The organism is Microvirgula aerodenitrificans DSM 15089 (genome assembly GCF_000620105.1).
Classification (GTDB): domain Bacteria; phylum Pseudomonadota; class Gammaproteobacteria; order Burkholderiales; family Aquaspirillaceae; genus Microvirgula; species Microvirgula aerodenitrificans.
In genome coordinates this window covers 16257-34601 of record NZ_JHVK01000023.1, presented here as the reverse complement: position 1 = coordinate 34601, position 18345 = coordinate 16257, and the positions used below count along the sequence as shown (strand labels likewise).

18 protein-coding genes are annotated in these 18345 nt (G+C 65.5%); 1 reads left to right on the top strand and 17 read right to left on the bottom strand.

What is annotated here, in order from left to right; all coding sequences use genetic code 11:
- Position 1 precedes the first annotated feature (1 nt).
- From Q352_RS0115655 to Q352_RS0115625, 7 genes are all read right to left on the bottom strand, one after another.
- Positions 2–589 (bottom strand): O-methyltransferase, encoded by a 588-nt coding sequence (locus Q352_RS0115655; protein WP_036386655.1) that lies wholly within the window; start codon positions 587–589, stop codon positions 2–4.
- A gap of 9 nt (positions 590–598) precedes the next feature.
- Positions 599–1678 (bottom strand): 3-phosphoserine/phosphohydroxythreonine transaminase, encoded by a 1080-nt coding sequence (gene serC, locus Q352_RS0115650; RefSeq protein ID WP_028500150.1) that lies wholly within the window; start codon positions 1676–1678, stop codon positions 599–601.
- A gap of 89 nt (positions 1679–1767) precedes the next feature.
- Positions 1768–2205, bottom strand: coding sequence for a PaaI family thioesterase (locus Q352_RS0115645; RefSeq protein ID WP_028500149.1), 438 nt, complete (start codon positions 2203–2205; stop codon positions 1768–1770).
- On the bottom strand, positions 2202–2654 hold the full coding sequence (locus Q352_RS0115640) for a PaaI family thioesterase (protein ID WP_028500148.1): 453 nt from the start codon (positions 2652–2654) through the stop codon (positions 2202–2204). Before Q352_RS0115640 ends, Q352_RS0115645 begins: the two co-directional genes overlap by 4 nt.
- Positions 2654–5290, bottom strand: a complete 2637-nt coding sequence (gene gyrA / locus Q352_RS0115635) for a DNA gyrase subunit A (protein WP_028500147.1) — start codon at positions 5288–5290, stop codon at positions 2654–2656. Before gyrA ends, Q352_RS0115640 begins: the two co-directional genes overlap by 1 nt.
- Before the next feature lie 221 nt (positions 5291–5511).
- The gene (locus tag Q352_RS0115630) at positions 5512–6255 is read right to left on the bottom strand and encodes an amino acid ABC transporter permease (RefSeq protein WP_028500146.1); all 744 of its coding nucleotides are present in this window, start codon (positions 6253–6255) and stop codon (positions 5512–5514) included.
- Positions 6256–6333: 78 nt separating this feature from the next.
- The gene (locus Q352_RS0115625; RefSeq protein WP_028500145.1) at positions 6334–7140 is read right to left on the bottom strand and encodes a basic amino acid ABC transporter substrate-binding protein; all 807 of its coding nucleotides are present in this window, start codon (positions 7138–7140) and stop codon (positions 6334–6336) included.
- A gap of 155 nt (positions 7141–7295) precedes the next feature.
- On the opposite strand from Q352_RS0115625, the gene Q352_RS0115620 reads away from it, so the two are divergent.
- A complete protein-coding gene (locus tag Q352_RS0115620; protein WP_028500144.1) occupies positions 7296–8018 on the top strand; it encodes a hypothetical protein in 723 nt (240 codons plus the stop codon).
- Between the two features lie 70 nt (positions 8019–8088).
- Here the strand turns inward: Q352_RS0115620 and Q352_RS0115615 are convergent, their stop codons facing one another.
- The 10 genes from Q352_RS0115615 to Q352_RS0115570 form a co-directional block, all read right to left on the bottom strand.
- Entirely contained in the window at positions 8089–10401 is a 2313-nt protein-coding gene (locus tag Q352_RS0115615) for a Tex family protein (protein WP_028500143.1), read from the bottom strand.
- A gap of 75 nt (positions 10402–10476) precedes the next feature.
- On the bottom strand, positions 10477–12234 hold the full coding sequence (locus Q352_RS0115610; protein WP_028500142.1) for a potassium/proton antiporter: 1758 nt from the start codon (positions 12232–12234) through the stop codon (positions 10477–10479).
- A gap of 114 nt (positions 12235–12348) precedes the next feature.
- On the bottom strand, positions 12349–12714 hold the full coding sequence (locus Q352_RS0115605) for a SpoIIAA family protein (RefSeq protein WP_028500141.1): 366 nt from the start codon (positions 12712–12714) through the stop codon (positions 12349–12351).
- 71 nt (positions 12715–12785) lie between these two features.
- Positions 12786–13685 carry a DMT family transporter gene (locus Q352_RS0115600; RefSeq protein ID WP_233495298.1) on the bottom strand — a complete coding sequence of 300 codons (900 nt, stop codon included), beginning with the start codon at positions 13683–13685 and terminating at the stop codon, positions 12786–12788.
- A 58-nt stretch (positions 13686–13743) separates the two neighbouring features.
- On the bottom strand, positions 13744–14181 hold the full coding sequence (queF, locus tag Q352_RS0115595; RefSeq protein ID WP_028500139.1) for a preQ(1) synthase: 438 nt from the start codon (positions 14179–14181) through the stop codon (positions 13744–13746).
- Positions 14182–14216: 35 nt separating this feature from the next.
- Positions 14217–14846, bottom strand: coding sequence for a 7-carboxy-7-deazaguanine synthase (gene queE / locus Q352_RS0115590; RefSeq protein ID WP_028500138.1), 630 nt, complete (start codon positions 14844–14846; stop codon positions 14217–14219).
- Positions 14843–15823 (bottom strand): 6-pyruvoyl trahydropterin synthase family protein, encoded by a 981-nt coding sequence (locus Q352_RS24550; RefSeq protein ID WP_051529018.1) that lies wholly within the window; start codon positions 15821–15823, stop codon positions 14843–14845. Before Q352_RS24550 ends, queE begins: the two co-directional genes overlap by 4 nt.
- A 1-nt stretch (position 15824) precedes the next feature.
- Positions 15825–16502 (bottom strand): 7-cyano-7-deazaguanine synthase QueC, encoded by a 678-nt coding sequence (gene queC, locus Q352_RS0115580; RefSeq protein ID WP_028500137.1) that lies wholly within the window; start codon positions 16500–16502, stop codon positions 15825–15827.
- Between the two features lie 109 nt (positions 16503–16611).
- Positions 16612–17163, bottom strand: coding sequence for a hypothetical protein (locus tag Q352_RS22450; protein ID WP_028500136.1), 552 nt, complete (start codon positions 17161–17163; stop codon positions 16612–16614).
- A complete protein-coding gene (locus Q352_RS0115570) occupies positions 17153–18262 on the bottom strand; it encodes an aromatic ring-hydroxylating oxygenase subunit alpha (protein WP_028500135.1) in 1110 nt (369 codons plus the stop codon). Before Q352_RS0115570 ends, Q352_RS22450 begins: the two co-directional genes overlap by 11 nt.
- Between the last annotated feature and the right edge of the window lie 83 nt (positions 18263–18345).

The following is an 18345-nucleotide window of genomic DNA, read 5'->3' as shown; positions in this document are numbered from 1 at the left end:
ATCAGGCTTTCAATATCAGGCATTCACCCTTGCCGAGCGCCAGCGTTTCGACCACGTAGCCGGGCGTGGCGGCGACCAGGTCGAGAAAGCCGGCACATTCGGCGGCGTGGGAAATGGCGTTGTCGACCACAATCAGACCGCCGCGGCGCAGCAGGCGCTGCAAGTGCGGCCAGTCACCGGCATAGCGGCTGCGGTCGGCGTCGAGGAACAGGAGGTCAAAGGCGTCGTCCGGTGCGGCGGCGATCCACGCCGAAGCGTCGACGCGGAACAGGGTGACGCAGTGGTCAAGCCCGGCGGCGGCCAGCTGGGCGCTGGCCGCGGTCTGCTTGTCGGCCTCGATGTCGAGGCTGATCACGCGGCCGTCGATATCGTCAGCCGCTGCGGCCAGCCACAGCGTCGAATAGCCGTTCGAGGTACCGACTTCGAGAATTCGGCGCGCATTGCCGAAGCGGACCAGCTGGTACAGGAAGCGCCCGGTGTCCGGCGTGATGTTCAGCCGGCATTCGCGGCGCACGCCGGTGCCGGCGTCGTGCGCCACGCCTTCGTGGTACAGGCTGTCCAGCTGCCGCAGCAGGGATTCGGTCAGCATGTGCTGCGCTCAGCCGTTGTTGCGGGCGAAATCGTTCATGAAGCGCACCAGCGTCCGCACGCCTTCCAGCGGCATGGCGTTGTAGATCGACGCACGCATGCCGCCGACCGAACGGTGGCCCTTCAGCTGCACCAGACCGGCTGCGGCGGCGCTTTCGACAAACTGCGCTTCCAGTGCCTCGCTCGGCAGGCGGAACGGCACGTTCATCTGCGAGCGGTATGGCTTGTCGACCGGGCAGCGGTAGAAGCCGTTGCTGGCGTCGATGGCCTGGTACAGCAGCGCGGCCTTCTCGGCATTGCGCGCGGCAATGCCTTTCAGCCCGCCCTGCGCCTTCAGCCACTTGAACACCAGCCCGGCCATGTAGATGGCGTAGGTCGGCGGGGTGTTGTACATCGAGTCGGCATCGGCGTGAACCCGGTAGTCGAACATGGTCGGCGTGCCGGGACGGACATGGCCGAGCAGGTCTTCGCGGATGATGACCAGGGTCAGGCCGGCCGGGCCGACGTTCTTCTGCGCACCGGCGAAAATCAGGCCGAAGCGGCTGACGTCGACCGGACGGGACAGGAAGTCGCTGGACATGTCGCAAACCAGCGGCACGTCGGATTCGGGGATATACGGGAACTGCACGCCGCCGATGGTTTCATTGCTGACGTAATGCAGATAGGCGGCGCCGGGGTCACGCTTCCAGCCGGACTGCGGCGGGATGGTGGTGAACTGGCTGTCCTCGCCGCTGGCAGCAACGTTCACTTCGGCAAAGCGGTGGGCTTCCTTCAGCGCCAGCTTGCCCCAGTGGCCGGTAACGACGAAGTCGATCGATTTCCGGTCGCCGAGCAGGTTCAGCGGCACCATCGAAAACTGGCTGTGGCCCCCGCCCTGCAGGAACAGCACCTTGTAGTTCGACGGGATGGCCAGCAGCTCGCGCAGATCGGCTTCGGCATCGGCGGCGATCGACATGAACTCGCGCCCGCGATGGCTCATTTCCATCACCGACATGCCGGAGCCATGCCAGTCGGTCATTTCGCGGGCGGCTTCGATCAGCACGTCCTGCGGCAGCACGGCGGGGCCGGCGGAAAAGTTGTAGATGCTCATGGGTCCTCTTCTCTCCCGCGATGACCTGCGCGGGACTCAGTGCAGGGAGCGTGCGGACATCGTTTGCGTGTCCTTCGCGCCGGTTGATTCTAGTTCAGCAGGAAGTGTGCGCGGGCCACGGCGACCGGCTTGTTTTCATCGTCCTGCCAGGCGGTGATCTGCATGTTGGCGATACGCTTGCCCTGACGGGTGAACTCGCAGCGGGCATGCAGCGTGTCCGGCTTGCCGGAACGCAGGTAATCGAGTGAAAAATCGATGGTCTTCGGCGGTTCGCCGGATTCGCGGACCCACATCAGCTGGATCAGCGCGGCGTTTTCCATGAAGCCGCCAATCACGCCGCCGTGCAGCGCCGGCAGGATCGGGTTGCCGATGCTGGCCTGGCGGAACGGCAGGGTGAACAGCAGGCGACCGTCGCTCTCCTCGGCAAACTCGACACCCAGCAGGCGCGCATACGGGATGCTGTCGATAATGCCGGCGAAATCGCCGGCATCGCGCAGCGCCTGGAAGCGTTGCATATAGGATTTCATGATGTCGTCCCCCCGCCAAGCACCGCCGGACTGGAGTCGCGCATGAAGGTCGCGACGCCATGGGCAATCGGGTCGGCCGGATCGCCCTGGTGGCACAGCGCGCGGGTAAAGGCGATCTGCCGGCCAAGCTTGTAGCACTCGGCACGGCAGAACACCGGCTGGCCCGGCGTGGCCGGGCGCAGGTAGTCGATGCGCAGGTCCAGCGTGGCGATGGCCTCGGGCTGGTCGAGCCGGGCAAACAGCGCCAGACCACTGGTGGTGTCGATCAGGCTGGTGATGGCGCCGCCGTGCAGCACACCGGTCACCGGGTTGCCGACCAGTTCGTCGCGCCAGTCGATGGCCAGCGTCGGCCGGCCCTCGTCGAGGCCGGCCGGCCGCATGCCGAGTGTCGCGCAATGCGGCATGCTGACGAACCAATTCTGCATCTGCTCGAACAGCGCCGGGCTCATCAGGCGCCCTCGCCTTCGCCGGTTTCACCTGCAGCCGGCTCGCCGTCCACGGCTTCAGCGCCGTCGATGGCGTCGTCGTCGACCGGCAGGTCCTCGTCGCTCTCGGCCACCTTTTCCAGGCTGATCAGGTGTTCACCCTCGTCGAGATTGATCAGGCGCACACCCTGGGCGGTCCGGCCGGTTTCGCGGACTTCGGACACGCGGGTGCGGATCAGCACGCCGCCGGTCGTCATCAGCATCAGCTCGTCCTGCTCCTCGACCAGCGCCACGGCGACCAGCTTGCCATTGCGCTCGCCGGTATCGATGGCGATGACACCCTGGGTGCCGCGCCGCGACTTGCGGTAGTCGCCGATCGGCGTGCGCTTGCCGTAGCCGTTGGCGGTGGCGGTCAGCACCTGCAGCGTTTCGTCGTTGCTGACCAGCATGCCGATCACCTGCTGGCCGTCGGCCAGGTCCATGCCGCGCACGCCACGGGCGGTACGGCCCATTGCACGCACGTCGCCCTCGTCGAAGCGCACGGCCTTGCCGGCGTCGGAGAACAGCATGACCTGACTGCTGCCGCTGGTCACGGCAACACCGATCAGGTGGTCACCCTCGTCCAGGTCGACGGCGATGATGCCGGCGGTGCGCGGACGGGAGAAGTCGGACAGCGGCGTCTTCTTGACCGTGCCACGGCTGGTCGCCATGAACACGTATTCGCTGTCGCTGAAGGCCTTGACCGGCAGGATGGCATTGAGTTTCTCGCCATCGGCCAGCGGCAGCAGATTCACGATCGGCTTGCCACGGCTGTTGCGGCTGCCCTGCGGCAGTTCGTAGACCTTGATCCAGTACATGCGACCAAAGCTCGAGAAACAGAGCAGGTAGTCATGGGTATTGGCGACAAACAGGTTGTCGATGAAATCTTCTTCCTTGGTCCCTGCCGCCAGCTTGCCGCGACCGCCACGGCGCTGGGCCTGGTAGTCGGCGACCGGCTGCGCCTTCATGTAGCCGCCATGCGACAGCGTGACCACCATGTCCTGCGGCGTGATCAGGTCTTCGATATTGATGTCGCCGCCGTACTGCTCGATTTCCGAGCGGCGGGCGTCGCCATACTGGGTCTTGATCTGGGCCAGTTCCTCGGCAATGATCTGGTTCACCCGTTCCGGACGCGACAGGATGTCCAGCAGGTCCATGATGGTGTCCATCACGTCGCGGTATTCGCTGACGATCTTGTCCTGTTCCAGCCCGGTCAGGCGCTGCAGGCGCAGTTCCAGAATGGCCTGGGCCTGGACTTCGGACAGGCGGTAGCCCTGCTTCTGCAGCCCGTACTCGGGCAGCAGTCCGTCCGGGCGCGCCTGGCTGACGTCGACGCGGGACAGCATGTCCTCGACCAGCGCCGAGTGCCATTCGCGCGCCATCAGCTCGCTCTTGGCCACCGGCGGCGTCGGCGCGGCCTTGATCAGGGCGATGATCTCGTCGACATTGGACAGCGCAACGGCCAGCCCTTCGAGGATATGGCCCCGCTCGCGTGCCTTGCGCAGTTCGAAGATCGTGCGTCGCGTCACCACTTCGCGGCGGTGGCGCAGGAACTCGTCGAGGATCTGCTTCAGGTTCAGCAGGCGCGGCTGGCCATCGACCAGTGCGACCATGTTCATGCCGAAGCTGTCCTGCAACTGGGTCTGCTTGTACAGATTGTTGAGAACGATCTCCGGCATTTCGCCGCGCTTGAGCTCGATCACCACGCGCATGCCGGACTTGTCCGACTCGTCGCGCAGGTCGGAAATGCCTTCGATGGCCTTCTCGCGCACCAGCTCGCCGATCTTGATCAGCAGGTTGGCCTTGTTCACCTGGTACGGCAGCTCGTCGATGATCAGCGCCTGGCGGTCGCTGCCCTTGCCGATGTCCTCGACGTGGGTGCGGGCGCGAATCACCACGCGGCCACGACCGGTGCGGTAGCCTTCGCGCACGCCGGCCAGACCGTAGATGATGCCGGCGGTCGGGAAGTCCGGCGCCGGGATGATGTCGATCAGCTCGTCGAGCGTGATCTCCGGGTTGCCGAGCAGCACCAGCAGACCGTCGATAACCTCGTTGAGGTTGTGCGGCGGAATGTTGGTGGCCATGCCGACGGCAATGCCGGAGCTGCCGTTGATCAGCAGGTTCGGCACCCGGGCCGGCAGCACCAGCGGTTCCTGTTCGCTGCCGTCGTAGTTCGGGCCGAAGTCGACGGTTTCCTTCTCGATATCGGCCAGCATTTCGTGCGCGATGCGCGACATGCGGATTTCGGTGTAACGCATGGCGGCCGCGTTGTCGCCGTCGATGGAACCGAAGTTGCCCTGACCATCCACAAGCGGATAGCGCAGCGAGAAATTCTGAGCCATCCGCACGATGGTGTCGTAAACGGCGCTGTCGCCGTGCGGGTGATACTTACCGATCACATCGCCGACGACACGGGCCGATTTCTTGTACGGACGGTTCCAGTCGTTGGACAGTTCGTGCATGGCAAAGAGCACGCGACGATGCACCGGCTTCAGGCCGTCCCGCACGTCGGGCAGTGCGCGGCCCACGATCACGCTCATTGCGTAATCGAGGTAGGAACGCCGCATTTCTTCTTCGAGACTGATGGGAATCGTCTCTTTGGCAAACAGTTGATCGGTCATGTGTTCGAGGCAATCGCTTGGCCGGAAAAATGGACCTGATTCTACCACGCGGCGCCTGTCCCATGGCGGCAAAGGCTAATATTCCCCCCTGCTGCTGCGGGGAATATCGTGCCGGAGAGCGGTGCCTGCCGGCAGCACATACATTATTGAATGCAAAAACGGAAACAGCCCGGCAAGCCGGGCTGTTCTTTTGTCTGCGCGTGCGGACCGGTTTCCGGGCCTCAGCGTGCGGCGATGCGGTATTTCTTTTCCAGCGACGACACGCCCCACGCCATCAGCATGGTCATGCCGAGGTACAGGAAGGAAATCGTCAGGTACGGTTCCCAGTAGCGCGAGTAGACGCCGGCCACGGTACGGGCGGCGAATGCCAGCTCGGCCAGACCGATGGCCGAAACCAGCGAACTGTCCTTCAGCAGCATGATCGCCTCGTTGCCGAGCGGCGGCAGCATGCGCCGGAACGCCTGCGGCACGATAACGAACTTCATCGCCTTGCCGTAGCTCATGCCGAGCGAACGGGCCGCTTCCATCTGCCCGCGGTCGATCGACTGGATGCCGGCACGGAAGATTTCGGTGATGTAGGCGCCGGCATTCAGCGTCAGCGCCAGCAGGCCGGAGAAGAACGCGCCGTAGTTCTGGCGGATTTCCCGGGCCAGGTCACCGCTGATGATCAGTCCGTCGACCGGATGGACCAGCGTCGGCATCAGTGCGAAGTGAATCAGCAGGATCTGCACGAACAGCGGCGTACCGCGGAAGAACGTGACATAGGCGGTAGCAGGCCATTTGACCAGAAAGCGCAGCAGGTATTTGCTCATGCCGTGGCGCGCTTCCGCCAGCCGCGCCATGCCCATGAACAGACCGATGAGCGTACCCAGCACCACGGAAATCAGCGTGATGACCAGCGTCATCTTCAGGCCGCTGATAAACAGCGGCGCGTATTCGGTAATCATTGCGAACCGGAAGTCCATCATTCCCCCTCTCCCGGAAAAACGGCGGCGCGCGGTAAACGCGCGCCGCAGGTATTGCATGTCTTCAGCGTGGTCCGCTTACTTGTTTTCGCCAAACCACTTGGCGTAGATCTTGTCGTAGGTGCCGTCGGCCTTGATCGCCTTCAGACCTTCGTTGATCTTGCCCAGCAGCTCGGCATTGCCCTTCTTCACGGCGACGCCGTAATACTCGGGGTGGAAGCTGTCCTTGTCCTCGACCGAGATCAGGCCCTTGTCGGCGTTGTTCTTCAGATAGTTGATGACGACGCCGTTGTCGGCGACCACGGCCTGCACGCCACCGCTTTCCAGTTCCTTCAGCGCCAGCGGGGTGCTTTCGAAGCGCTTGATGTCGGCACTGGTCTTGCCGAGCAGCTTCTGCACCAGTTCATCGCCGGTAGTGCCGGTCTGCACGGCCACCTTCATGCCCTTCAGGTCACCGAACTTGGCAACCTTGGCATCCTTGGCGACCACGATCAGCTGGCGTGCCTCGAAGTACGGCTCGGAGAAGTCCATCGACGCCTTGCGCTCGTCGGTAATGGTGATGGCGGAAACCAGCGCATCACGGTCACCGTTATTCAGGCTGGCGAAAATGCCTTCCCACGGCGTATTGATGAACTTGACCTTGATGCCCGCCTTGTCGGCAATGGCGGTGACCACGTCGATGTCGAAACCTTCGGCCTGCTTCTGGTCATTTTCAAATTCAAAAGGAGCATAGGCGGCATCAGTGCCAACCACATATTCCTTCACCTCGGCAGCCGGCGTAGTCGGCGCCTGGACATTGGCAGCTTCTTCCTTCTTGCCGCAGCCGGTCAGCACGAATGCCGACAGCAGCGCCCCGAGCACCAGGTTTCTTCTCGATAGTTTCATGCATTCTCTCCCTTGAGGGTAGTTGTTGCGGAACAGGCGCCCGCGCAGGGCGGTGTTCCATGCGTGGTAATATAACTGCCACTAACTGTATCGCTCAATATTTCGAATAAATATTTCTCAAACATTCCCTTTACCGCCTGCGGCCCTGACAAAAAATGCGTAAATTCATACAGTTCCTTATTGGCGGCCTGACGGCGCTGACCCTCTGTTCGGCCCACGCCGAAGACGTTCCCCTGCCCGGCGACTACATGCCGGCTCCGGTCAAGGCCGGCAAGGCCCGCCCGGCGACCGCCGCCAAGCCGGCTCGCGCCGCCGACAACACCTCGCGCGGCAGCCGTGCCGAGCGCCCGGCCAAGGCTTCGCGCCACACGGCCAGGGCAGACAAGAAGCGCCGCGACAGCGCCGTTTCCGCCCGGACATCGCGGCACAAGGCCAGTGCGAAGCACGCCCAGGCAAAGCCGGTTTCCGCCCGGCACGCCGGCAAGAAGAAAACCGCCACGGCAACAACCGCCTCGGCCCGGCACGGCAAGCACGCCACGGTCGACAAGCGCAAGGCCGCCCGTCCCGCCAGCAAAAGCAAGATCCATGCCGAAAAGGGCAAGAAACAGGCCGTCCACGCCAGCGCCCGGCCGGATTCGCACAAGAAGGCGGTGCGCGGCAGCAAGGCGTCGGCAAACAGGAAAGCCGTGGCAAACCACAAGGCCGGCAGCAGCAAGCGCAACAGGCAGACCGCGCACGCGGGCAAGACTGGCAGCAAGGCCAGTGGCAAGGCCGTGAACCGGAAAAGTGCCGCCAGCAAGAAAGCGGCGCCGCACAAGGCAGTGACGCACAAGAAGCAAAAGAAGCAGAAAACACAGAAGACCGGACACGGTCGCTGATATCAGCCGGCCCGATCGCAAAAAAGCCCTGGCGGGGAAACCGCCAGGGCTTTTTTTCCTGCTGCCGCGATCAGCGCTTCAGCCGTGCGAAGGCATCGGCCATGGCCGAGTTGCCGGCGGCGGCCGGCTTGTCGTCGCGGCGACGCTTCTGCTGGCCACCGGTGGCCACAGCGGCAGCCCTGCCCGCTCCGGCACGCGGCGCATCCAGCGGATCGTCGAGGCGCATGGTCAGCGCGATGCGCTTGCGCGGAGCGTCGACTTCGACCACCTTGACCTTGACCACATCGCCGGCCTTGACCACCGTGCGCGGATCGGCGACGTATTTCTTCGACAGCGCCGAGATATGGACCAGTCCGTCCTGGTGGACGCCGATATCGACAAAGGCACCGAAGTTGGCCACATTGGTGACCACACCTTCCAGCACCATGCCCGGCTGCAGATCGCGGATATCCTCGACCCCGTCGGCAAAGGCCGCCGTTCTGAATTCCGGACGCGGGTCGCGCCCCGGCTTGTCGAGTTCACCGAGGATGTCCATCACCGTCGGCAGGCCGAAACGCTCATCGGTGTAATCGGTCGCCTTCAGCGTTTTCAGGAAACCGCTGTCGCCGATCATCGATTTCACCTCGCGACCGGAGCGGGCCACGATCTTCTCCACCACCGGATAGGCTTCCGGGTGGACCGACGAAGCATCGAGCGGGTTGACGCCGCCCATCACCCGCAGGAAGCCGGCCGCCTGCTCGAAGGTCTTGTCGCCGAGGCGCGGCACGGCCTTCAGCGCGGTACGGCTGTCAAAGGCGCCGTGCGCATCGCGATGGGCGACGATGTTCGCCGCCAGGGTGGCGTTCAGGCCCGAGACCCGGGTCAGCAGCGCTGCCGACGCCATATTGACGTCGACACCGACCGCATTCACGCAATCCTCAACCACGGCATCCAGCGCACGAGCCAGCTGGCTCTGGTTGACGTCATGCTGGTACTGGCCGACGCCGATCGACTTCGGGTCGATCTTGACCAGTTCCGCCAGCGGGTCCTGCAGCCGGCGGGCGATCGACACCGCGCCGCGCAGGCTGACGTCGAGATCGGGAAACTCCCGCGCCGCCAGTTCGCTGGCCGAATAGACCGAGGCACCGGCTTCGCTGACCACGATCCGGGTCATGCCGAGTTCCGGGTGCAGGCGGATCAGGTCTGCCGCCAGCCGGTCGGTTTCGCGGCTGGCGGTACCGTTGCCGATGGCGATCAGGTCGACCTTGTGCCGGGCGCACAGTGCACCCAGCGTCGCCAGCGAGCGGTCCCAGTCGCGGCGCGGTTCGTGCGGATAGATGGTCGCGGTGTCGAGCAGCTTGCCAGTGGCGTCGACCACCGCCACCTTGACCCCGGTGCGCAGGCCGGGGTCCAGCCCCAGTGTGGCGCGCGGGCCGGCCGGTGCGGCCAGCAGCAGGTCGTGCAGGTTGCGGGCGAACACCTGGATCGCCTCTTCTTCCGCCGCCTCGCGCACGCGGCCAAACAGCTCCAGTTCCAGCGACAGGAAAATTTTGGCCCGCCAGCACAGGCGCACGCTGTCGAGCAGCCACTTGTCGGCCGGCCGGCCCTGATCGGTCAGGCCGAAACGGGCAGCGATGCGCTGCTCGTATTCGCTGCGCTGGGTCAGCGGCGTGTCTTCCGGCTGATAGCGCAGCGCCAGGGTCAGGCATTCTTCATTGCGACCGCGCAGCAGTGCCAGCGCCCGGTGCGACGGCAGGCTGCGCAGCGGTTCCTCATGGGCGAAATAGTCGGCGAACTTGGCGCCGGCGCTTTCCTTGCCCGGCACGACCCGCGCGACGACTTCGCCTTCGCGCCACAGCTTGTCGCGCAGCTCGCCCAGCAACTGCGCATCTTCGGCAAAGCGTTCGATCAGGATCGCCCGCGCCCCGTCCAGCGCCGCCTTGATATCGGCCACGCCGTTGTCGGCATTGACGAAGCCGGCCGCCACGGCTTCCGGCGTCTGCGACGGGTCGGCCAGCAGCGTCTCCGCCAGCGGCGCCAGTCCGGCTTCGCGCGCAATCTGTGCCTTGGTACGCCGCTTGGGCTTGTACGGCAGGTACAGGTCTTCCAGCGTGGTCTTGTCGCCGGCAGCGTAGAGCGCGCTTTCCACTTCAGGGCTCAGCTTGCCCTGTTCGGCGATCGACTTGACGATGGTGTCGCGCCGGTCATCCAGCTCGCGCAGATAGCGCAGGCGCTCGTCAAGCAGGCGCAGCTGGGTGTCATCGAGACCCCCGGTGGCTTCCTTGCGGTAGCGGGCGACAAACGGCACGGTCGCGCCGCCGTCGAACAGCTCGATGGTGGCGGACACTTGCGCCAGGCGGACGTTGAGTTCTTCGGCCAGGCGTTGGGCAATCGGTTTCAGCATCGTGACAATCAGTGGGTAGGGTCGGTTTCGATGGAGCGCGGACTTTAGAGCCGGTGCGCGCAGGATGCAAGGCGGTCACGCCAACGGGTGCAGTTGGCGGTCTGCCGCCAGCCTCAGGCCGACGCGGCCGACATGACGGTCGTTCATGGCCCGGATGGTCAGACACAACCGGCCGATGCGGATACGGTCGCCAACGACCCGCACGCAGGCATAACGACGGGCAAACAGGGCATCCAGCGTCAGATCAGCCTCATCCGCCGGCGGCGTTTCACCATACAGTCCGGCGACATCGCCGAGCCGTGCGCTGCCATCGAGTACGAAGTCACCGAAGAAGCGCCGCTCGCACAGCGGCCCGTCCTGCTCCGGCTGCGGCAGGAAAACGCGCGACAGCGCCTCGCCCTCTCCGGCCGGCGCCAGCACCAGCACGTCGTCACCGGCAGCGAAGCGGGTGCTGGCATCCGGCACGATCAGCTGACCGTGGCGCGACAGCGCCAGACAATGCGCTGCAGCGCCGGGCAAGGCCCCGGCCAGCACCGTGCCGACCGGTTCGCCAATGGCTGCCGCGTCGGGATGCACGCTCAGTGTCAGCCAGTCGGCCGTCGGCGTCAGCGCCAGCAGCGGCGCACGGGCCTGGGGCAGCGGGTCCGGCTCGGGCACCACCACGCCCAGCTTGCGCGCCATCCAGCCGAGCGACGAGCCCTGCACCAGCAGCGACACCAGCACCACGGCAAAGGTCACGCCGAACAGCGGCGCCGAGGCCGGCACGCCGGCCATCATCGGAAAAATGGCGATCACGATCGGTACCGCGCCACGCAGGCCGACCCAGCTGACAAACAGCACTTCGTGGCGCGGAAAGCGGAACGGACGCAGGCAGAGCATGACCGCCACCGGTCGCGCCACCAGCATCAGGAACACGGCGACGGCAAAGGCCTGCGGCAGGTCGCCCACCATCTTCGACGGCGTGACCAGCAGGCCGAGCATCAGGAACATGACCGCCTGGGCGAACCAGGCCAGGCCATCCATGACCGGCAGCATGATCGGCGAGGCCGGTGTCGGCCGGTTGCCAATGACCACACCGGCCAGGTAGATCGCCAGAAAGCCGCTGCCGCCCATCTTGTTCGCCAGCGCAAACAGCGAAATCCCGCCGGCAGCCAGCAGCAGGGCATACAGGCCGTCCGCCAGCCGCAACCGGGCGAACAGCCGCGACAGCAGCCAGCCGCCGCCGAGTCCGGCCAGCGCGCCGACGCCAAACTGGGTGACAAAGGTCAGCAGCAGCGTCAGCGGCCCGCCGTCGGCCCGGCCGGACATCCAGCCGACCAGCATCAGCACCAGCAGCACCGCCATCGGGTCATTGGCGCCGGACTCGATCTCCAGTGTCGAGCCGACCCGGTCGTTCAGCCGGATGCCGCCGGAGCGCAGCAGCGCGAACACGGCGGCGGCATCGGTCGAGCCGATGATGGCACCCAGCAGCAGGCCATGGGCGAGATCGATGCCCATCAGCAGCATGGCGAACACGCCGACCAGCCCGGCCGACACCAGTACGCCGACGGTGGCCAGAGACAGCGCCGGCTTCAGGCCGGTGCGGAACGACTTGATCGAGGTCTGCAGGCCGCCGTTGAGCAGGATGATGGCCAGCGCGAGGTTGCCGATAAAGAAACTTGCGCCGTAATTGTCGAAGCGGATGCCGCCGGGGCCGTCCTCGCCGGCCAGCATGCCGACCACCAGGAACACCAGCAGCAATGGCACGCCGAAACGCGCCGACACCAGGCTGGCCAGCACGCTGAGAAACAGCAGGCCGCCACCCAGCAACAGCAGGGTATTGATTGCCTCCACGCGATGGGGAGTCCTATGTATGGGGAGATTTTACTGCTCAGACAGGCTTGTCGCAGTCTTCAGTGGCGACTTCTGCAATGGGAGGGCCGGCCGCGATGCGCGGCCGGCTGTGCGTCAGACCGCGGGCAGTTCCCCGCCCTCGACCCATTCACGGGCCGACTCGGCGCTGTCGAAATACATCACGTCGGTGTCGCCGCTGAGCAGGCCGGCAATATGCGCCGCCAGCTTGATCCAGTTGTCCTTGACCACCACGGCGATGCGGCCAAAATGCTTTTCGTGCGCGCGGACGAAGCGCAGTTCCTCGACGGCCATGTCGATGGTGAAGTCGACCACTTCACTCATGTCGATCAGGACATTGGGTTTGGCCTGGCTGTTGAAACGGTCGAGCAGCGCAGCTTCGAGGCTTTTGAAATCGGCCAGGGTGAATTCGTTGTACAACGCGACATCAAGGCCGAAATCCTGCGGGCGGATCGAGATCATGCGTGCCTCCTTCGGCTGGGGTGGTTTTCTTCTATCGTAGCGCAGCGGGGGGCTTCCTATAAAGCACCCGCTCAGCGTCTGGCCGCAATCAGCCCGCTGACGACGATCAGCACGATCGCCGCCACGGCCGGCAGGTCGAGCCGGTCACCGAACAGCAGGGCGCCGGCCAGCGCGGTAAAGGCCACGGTGCAATAGGCGAGCGCGGAGGCGACCAGCTTGTCGCCCTGCGAATAGGCACGGGTCATCGCCAGCTGCGCCAGCGTGGCCGTGATGCCCATGCCGAGCAGCGGCCAGACCGATTCGGCCGTCGGCAGCCGGAACCCGCCGCTCAGCAGCAGCCAGACGCCGCCGCAGACGGTGGACAGACCGGTAAACCAGAACACGGTGCGCCAGTCCGGCTCGCCAAGCTGGCCGAGTTCGCGCACGTGCAGATAGGCAAAGGCGGCCATCAGGCCGGAACCGAGGCCGATCATCCCCGACTGCCATTGACCGGCGCCGATCGACGGCCGCAGCAGCAGTGCCACGCCGACCAGTCCCAGCCCCAGCGACAGCAGCAGCTTTGGCGTCAGCCGTTCGCCGAGCATCAGCACCGACAGCAGGGCAAGAAAAATCGACGACGAATAATTGAGGGTGACCGCGGTCGAGATCGACAGCTCGGTCATGGCCGAGAAATAGCAGACCAGCGACACATAGCCGAACAGCCCGCGCTTGACCTGGACCCACCAGTTCGGCGTCAGCAGGGACTGCCGGCGCACACCGGCGACGGCGCCCAGCGACACCATGCCGAACAGTGTGCGCCAGAACACCAGTTCGACCGCGCCATGATGGACGGCGCCGAGCTTGACGCAGGAGGCCATCAGCGCAAAGAAGAAGGCGGCAACCAGCATCCAGGCCGCGCCGAGCTGGCCGGTTTTCAGCCGCGTTGCCCAGTCCGGCGGCAGGCCGGTCAGGGACGAGGAAATTCGGGTCAAGGGCATGGACCGGACAATACCATGCCCGCCCGTGAACCGGCAGCGCGCCGGCCGGAGATCAGCAGCCCGGCTGGCGCCACTCGGCGGTCGGCCACAGCGGAATGCCGCCCCGCGGCGTGAAGCGGCCTTCGACCCGGATCCACTTCGGCTGCAGCAGGGTGACCAGATCGTTGCAGATGCGGCAGACGCAGGCTTCGTGGAACTCGCCATGCATGCGGAAGGAACCGAGATACAGCTTCAGCGACTTCGATTCGACGCACCACGCGCCCGGGATCATGTCGATGACAAGGGTGGCGAAGTCCGGCTGGCCGGTGACCGGGCACAGGCTGGTGAATTCCGGGCAGGTGATGTTCAGGCTGCCGGTCACGCCGTGCGGGTTGATCGTCGCTTCGGCATACGGGTTCGGGAAGCGCTCCAGCAGCGCGGCGTCCGGCTGGTCGTAGCGGTAGTCGGTGCGCTGGCTGCCCAGGGCATTCAGTTTGTCGTGCAGGTTCATCGGGGAAACTCCTGGATGGGCAAGCGGCCTCCGCTTCAGCGGATGCCGGTGATCTTGTGGGTCTGGACCGACAGCCGCCAGCGGGGATCGGTCAGGCAGGCGGCAATCGCCGCCCGGGTGTGTTCCGTGCGTGCCGGGCCGTCCATCGGCTGCAGCCACGCGTGGGTAAAGCCGTCGGTGGCGACCGTGTCCGGCAGCAGGGCCGGTTGCGGGTAGACCAGCTTGATCTCGTCGCCACGGCGCTGTACCCAGTCGGTGCCGGCCTTCGGGCTGACGCACAGCCAGTCGATGCCGTCGGGGGCCGGCAGCGTGCCGTTGGTTTCGACGCCGATTTCGAAGCCGAGCCGGTGCAGTGCCGTGATCAGGGCAGCGTCCAGTTGCAGCAGTGGCTCGCCGCCGGTGAATACCACATATGGTGTGCCGCCCTGCCCGCGCCAGCCGGCACGGATATGTGCGGCCAGCGCCCCGGCATCGGCGAACTTGCCGCCGTCCGGACCGGTGCCGACAAAGTCGGTATCGCAGAAACGGCAGATGGCGCGATCACGATCCACCTCGCGCCCGCTCCACAGATTGCAGCCGGAGAAACGGCAGAACACTGCCGCTCGGCCGGCCTGCGCGCCTTCACCCTGCAAGGTGTAGAACACTTCCTTGACCGTGTAGTTCATGCCCCCTCCCCGGCCAGCCGGCACTCGGCGCCATCGTGGTCATTTTCCAGCACGTCGACCCGGCACAGCTCCGGCACCCCGGCGGCGAATTGCGCGGCAATCCAGCCGGCAATGCCGGCGCAGTCGGTGGCGCCGATGCCCGGCAGCTGGTCGAGCGGATGGTGGTCGAGCCGGGCATAGCACGGTTTGAAGCGCGCCTTGACCTCGCCAAAGTCGCGCACCCAGCCCCGGGCGTCGACCTGGCCGGCCAGATGCAGCCGTACCAGATAGCTGTGACCGGTATAGCGGCCGTGACCGTCGAACGGCACCGCCGCCTCGAAGCGCATTTCCTTCCAGATCCGGAAACGGTGGCCATCGTAGCGGCTGCCGGCAGTGGCGGTCTCGAAGACGTCGACGGCACGCAGGCCGGGCACGACCGCGCCCAGTCGCTGCCACAGCCAGGCGGCGAGGTTCTCGCTGGTCGGGTTGTCCAGTCCGGGCAAGGCATTCAGGTATGCATGGTTGAGCTGCGCATGCAGCGGTGCCCAGGCCGCCTGCAGCGCGGCGATGTCCTGTCGGTCGGCATCGGCCAGCAGCCGCACGCCGAAGCCGTGGCCGTGCAGGCGACCGCACTGGTGGCCGGCCGGCACGTGCGGCAACTGGTGGGCCGCCTCGAAGCCGCTTTTCAGCCAGACCCGCCGCGTCCCGTCAGCATCGCGCTCGACACCCCGGTCGGGCGCGCTGCGCAGAACCAGATCGGCCGCCATCGGCAGGCGCGCGGCGATCCAGTCGGCCAGCGCCGCATCGTCCGGCGACGGCAGCACCTGGTTCAGGTCGCGGTAATCGAGCGCCTGCGTCACCTCATGCAACCGGGCGCGCAGGGAAGCCAGCCCGGTTGCGGCGTGGGCACTGACCGTGAAGCTGTGACCATGCGCCTCGTCCGACGCCAGCCGGCGCGCGGACTCGAAGCCGGCCGCAGCACAATGCACGATACGCATGTCAGCCTCCCGTCCGGACGAGCAGCGGGTCGGCGACGCCGGCTTCGGCAAAGCCGCGGGCGCGCAACTGGCAGGCCGCACACTGGCCGCATGGCGGCACCTGGCCTTCATAGCAGGTATGGCTGTGGGCCAGCGCATCGAACGCGCCGACCGACTGTGCCAGGCGCACGGTATCGGCCTTGCTGAGGAACATCAGCGGCGCGTGCAGCTGCAGCCGGGCGTCCATGCCCAGGTTGATCGCCAGTTCCAGTGCCTTGAGCGTGTTCTCGCGGCAGTCGGGATAGCCGGAATAGTCGGTCTGTGCGACACCGGTCACGATATGGCCCAGTTGATGCTGGTAGGCATAGGCGGCGGCGAAGGTCAGGAAAATCAGGTTGCGACCGGGCACGAAGGTATTCGGCAGCGCGTCACCGGCAGCTGCCTCGGGCGCGATGTCGTCGGTCAGCGCATTGCCGCCGAGCGCGCTGAAGGTGTCGATCGGCAGCACGGTCTGGCGCACGCCGGCCAGCGTGGCGATGGTGCGGGCAGACGCCAGTTCGACCCGATGGCGCTGGCCATAGTCGAACGTGACGGCTTCCACATGGGAGAAACGGGCAAGCGCCCAGTACAGGCAGGTGGTCGAGTCCTGGCCGCCGGAAAGCACGACGAGTGCCCGGCCGGCATCGACGGATGCGGTCATGATATGTCCCTTCGAAGAACAGTCGAAGTTGGCGGAACCACTGGGGTTCCCGGTGTGCCACCGCTCGGTCTCGCGGCGCACGAAGGGACGGATTGTATCGCAGACGCGCTCAGCGCGGCAGCGCCGACAGGCTCAGACAGCTTTTTTCCAGCTGGGCGCGATAGAGGGAAAAATCGGTTTCCGCCGCCTGGCAGCGGGCAACCAGCAGCGTCTTGCCATCCACCGGCAGGTAGGCCAGCAGATAGCGGTTGACCAGCCACGCGCCGCTGCGGTCGTAGCTGCCGTCGCGGTATTCGACCAGCGTCAGCTCGGTATGGTTGGGGCGCGGGAAGGTCCGGATGCGGAGCGGTGCGGTCAGTTCCTTGCCGCGGCGGCGGATCTCGCGCTCCAGCTTGCGTGCCCCGGGATGGCGGCGGCGCTCGACCTCGATGCGCGCCCGGCCGCGGTCGGCGTCGGTGCGCCGCGACGGAATCCAGGCCCGCGAACGGTCCGGGGCCGACAGCTCGCGGTAGGTCAGTTTCCAGCGCGGCGGCAGGTCGATGCTGAAACCGAGCTCACGGTCGCGGACCACGCCCGCGCCGGCGGCCGACGGCAGCAGGCAGAGCAGCAGCAATGCCCGGGCCAGCCAGCCGCCCCGCGAACAGGCCGTGTCAGCCGGCAAGGGCCTGCCCCATCTGCCGCCGGTAGAACTCGTGGAAATGCTGCATGCCGTCCTCGGTCGGCGACTGGTACGGACCGACCTCACTGTCGCCGCGCAGCCACAGCGCGCGACGGCCTTCGTGCATCCGGTAGCAGATTTCGTCATCCTCGACCGCGGTTTCGAAGTAGGCTTTCTGCTCGGCTTCGATAAAGTCCGGCTCGAACCAGAGGATGTCTTCCGGGTAGTAGAACTCGGTAATGACCGTGGTCTTGTCGACGCCACGCGGAATGGCCACGCTGACTACCAGCACGTGCGGATACCACTCGACCATGATGTTCGGATAGTAGGTCAGCCAGATGGCGCCGAAATCGGGCTGGCGGTCGGCATGGCGCTGCCGTACCTGCTGATGCCAGTCGTCATAGACCTGGCTGCCGGCACGCGCCAGCCGGTTCTTCACTCCGACCGTCTGCACGTGATACTGCTCGCCCCACTCCCACTTCAGGTCGGCGCAATCGACAAAATTGCCAAGCCCCGGGTGGAACGGATCGACGTGGTAGTCCTCCGAATACACTTCAATGAAGGTTTTCCAGTTGAAGTCGTATTCGGTCACATGGGCGCTGTGGAAGCCGTACTGGTCGAACGACAGATGACGGGCAACACCGAGTGTCGCCAGATCGCGGGCGACATCGCGGCGGCCATCGAACAGCAGGCCGTTCCAGCAGGTCAGCTCGACCTGCTCCAGCTTCAGACAGGGGGTTTCGGCAAAGTGCGGCGCCCCGAGCAACCGGCCCTGGTTGTCGTAGGTCCAGCCGTGGATATTGCAGGTGATGTGGTCGGTATTGCCGCGCCCCTTCAGCATCAGCGCCTGACGGTGGCGGCAGACATTGGACAGCAGGCGGACACCATCGGCATTGCGCTTGAGCATTCTGCCGTGCCCCATCCATTCCAGCGTGTGATAGTCGCCGACATTCGGCACCATCAGCTCGTGGCCATAGTAGACCGGCGCATCGCGGAACAGCAGCTGTTGCTCCAGTTCATGGAATGCCGGATCAAAATAAGTATGGATGGGCAATTGCGCGCAGGACGCGCCCAGCAGTTGGGCCTGAGCCAGATCAGACATTCTTCCCACTCCTTGGGATGCAAGAGTAAGACCAGCCGAATCCCGCCAAAACGAGTTTACGGATACGGTGCTAAAAACCGCGC

Excerpts from the sequence above, each read along its gene's own strand:
- Q352_RS0115605 (WP_028500141.1), bottom strand. The coding sequence starts at position 12,714 with ATGATCTCGATCCGCCCGCAGGATTTCGGCCTTGATGTCGCGTTGTAC.
- Q352_RS0115630 (WP_028500146.1), bottom strand. The coding sequence starts at position 6,255 with ATGGACTTCCGGTTCGCAATGATTACCGAATACGCGCCGCTGTTTATC.
- Q352_RS0115640 (WP_028500148.1), bottom strand. The coding sequence starts at position 2,654 with ATGAGCCCGGCGCTGTTCGAGCAGATGCAGAATTGGTTCGTCAGCATG.
- Q352_RS0115570 (WP_028500135.1), bottom strand. The coding sequence starts at position 18,262 with ATGTCTGATCTGGCTCAGGCCCAACTGCTGGGCGCGTCCTGCGCGCAA.
- Q352_RS0115625 (WP_028500145.1), bottom strand. The coding sequence starts at position 7,140 with ATGAAACTATCGAGAAGAAACCTGGTGCTCGGGGCGCTGCTGTCGGCA.
- Q352_RS24550 (WP_051529018.1), bottom strand. The coding sequence starts at position 15,823 with ATGCGTATCGTGCATTGTGCTGCGGCCGGCTTCGAGTCCGCGCGCCGG.
- Q352_RS0115645 (WP_028500149.1), bottom strand. The coding sequence starts at position 2,205 with ATGAAATCCTATATGCAACGCTTCCAGGCGCTGCGCGATGCCGGCGAT.
- gyrA (WP_028500147.1), bottom strand. The coding sequence starts at position 5,290 with ATGACCGATCAACTGTTTGCCAAAGAGACGATTCCCATCAGTCTCGAA.
- Q352_RS0115620 (WP_028500144.1), top strand. The coding sequence starts at position 7,296 with ATGCGTAAATTCATACAGTTCCTTATTGGCGGCCTGACGGCGCTGACC.
- Q352_RS0115655 (WP_036386655.1), bottom strand. The coding sequence starts at position 589 with ATGCTGACCGAATCCCTGCTGCGGCAGCTGGACAGCCTGTACCACGAA.
- queF (WP_028500139.1), bottom strand. The coding sequence starts at position 14,181 with ATGAACCTGCACGACAAACTGAATGCCCTGGGCAGCCAGCGCACCGAC.
- serC (WP_028500150.1), bottom strand. The coding sequence starts at position 1,678 with ATGAGCATCTACAACTTTTCCGCCGGCCCCGCCGTGCTGCCGCAGGAC.
- queC (WP_028500137.1), bottom strand. The coding sequence starts at position 16,502 with ATGACCGCATCCGTCGATGCCGGCCGGGCACTCGTCGTGCTTTCCGGC.
- Q352_RS0115615 (WP_028500143.1), bottom strand. The coding sequence starts at position 10,401 with ATGCTGAAACCGATTGCCCAACGCCTGGCCGAAGAACTCAACGTCCGC.
- queE (WP_028500138.1), bottom strand. The coding sequence starts at position 14,846 with ATGAACTACACGGTCAAGGAAGTGTTCTACACCTTGCAGGGTGAAGGC.